This window comes from Prevotella conceptionensis 9403948 (genome assembly GCF_000312305.1).
GTDB classification, from domain to species: domain Bacteria; phylum Bacteroidota; class Bacteroidia; order Bacteroidales; family Bacteroidaceae; genus Prevotella; species Prevotella conceptionensis.
Genome location: NZ_HE999450.1, coordinates 172242 through 173706 on the forward strand (window position 1 = coordinate 172242; position 1465 = coordinate 173706).

The window sequence follows — 1465 nt, forward strand, 5'->3', positions numbered from 1 at the left end:
GGCCTATCTGCAATATGCTTATGGCCTAACCGACCTCATACAAACCAAAGATAACCCCTACGGCTATGCCACAGCAAGGAACAACAGTCACCTGTTCCTGCTGACAGTGGGCTATACCATACCTCTCAATAAAAACAAACAGCCATGATACAGTTCAGATACGGCCATGTGGCAACGTTCGTTCCACTATTGTGCACGCTGCTCCTTACGGCAAGTAGGGTGCAGGCACAGATACAAAAGCCTACACCGCAGCATGCTCCCGGCGGTGTAATGGGCTATGTAAAGTGGGGCTTTGGAAATGACAATGCGCCCATGCAGCTTGCCGCCAATAGCGGAATGACCTTCGTTGGCGTGGGTAAGGCGAGGCAGGGCGGCGAGCAACTGCTTTGGCATGTGGGCGCACAGGGCGGACAGACACAGCTGGTGCAGACCACAGCGCGCACGGCCGACCTGGCCCGTGGCACGTTTATGAACTATGTGGGGCGCGACACGCTGCCGCCTCTGCGCCTTTACACCTACGTCAGTTCTGCCGCCAACGGCATCCGTGGCACGCTAGCCGTGGGCGGAACCACTAAGGAACGATTGCCCATAAAAGCGATGAAAGAGGGTATGGCGGAGTATGCGGTGTATCCTCGTGCACTTTCGGCCACGGAACGCATGCGCGTTGAAAGTGCAATGGCCTTGCGTCATGGCATTACGCTGAACCATTCGTACTTCAACTCTAAGGGCTTGGTTGTACGAAACTACTACCGCCTTAAAGCCTACAACCACCGTGTGGCTGGCATTATCGGCGACAGTACGTCGTGCCTGTACCTGTCGGCGGGCCAAAGTGCTGAGGGCGAAGCGGCTGTTCGCGTGGCTGCCAAGGCCATCGGCGAGGGCGCGAGCTACCTTTGGGGCGACAATGCCAAACGGCTTGCTTTCGCGGCAGATAGGGGAAACGGCAAATGGATGCAACGGCGATGGGCGGCAACCACTACGGGGACACCTGTGGCGGGCATGACTTTGACGCTCGACACGCGGAGCATCAGGCAACTGGAACCGCTCGGCGAGGGCGAAAGTTATTATCTGGCCATAGACAATAGCGGAACGGGTAAGTTTCCCGTCGGGCAACTTAGATATTATAAGGCACACATGGGGCAGGCGGACAGCGTTACGTTCATGGGCATAAGTGCCGGCGTGGGCGAAAGCGTCTTCACGTTTCGCGCGGCCAAGGACTTCTTCTCTACCATCGACGTGGAACAGCCACGTTGCTCCACTGGCGCGAAGGGTGCACTGCGCGTACTGCTCACGGGCGGCACACCCCCATATCGCCTAACGGCAAGTGTCGACGGCAAGGCTGTATGCGTACATGCTACGGCGGACAGCATCGTAACCGTTCCCTCGCTAACACAAGGCAAGTATGTCATCGTGGCATACGATAATGGCGGCAAATCGCTATGCAGCGAGGTAACGTTGCACAATG

1 protein-coding gene is annotated in these 1465 nt (G+C 57.1%); it reads left to right on the plus strand.

What is annotated here, in order from left to right; genetic code table 11:
• Positions 1 to 144: 144 nt before the first annotated feature.
• On the plus strand, positions 145 to 1465 hold a 1321-nt coding region (locus tag BN93_RS18095; RefSeq protein WP_198007523.1), incomplete at its 3' end, for a T9SS C-terminal target domain-containing protein.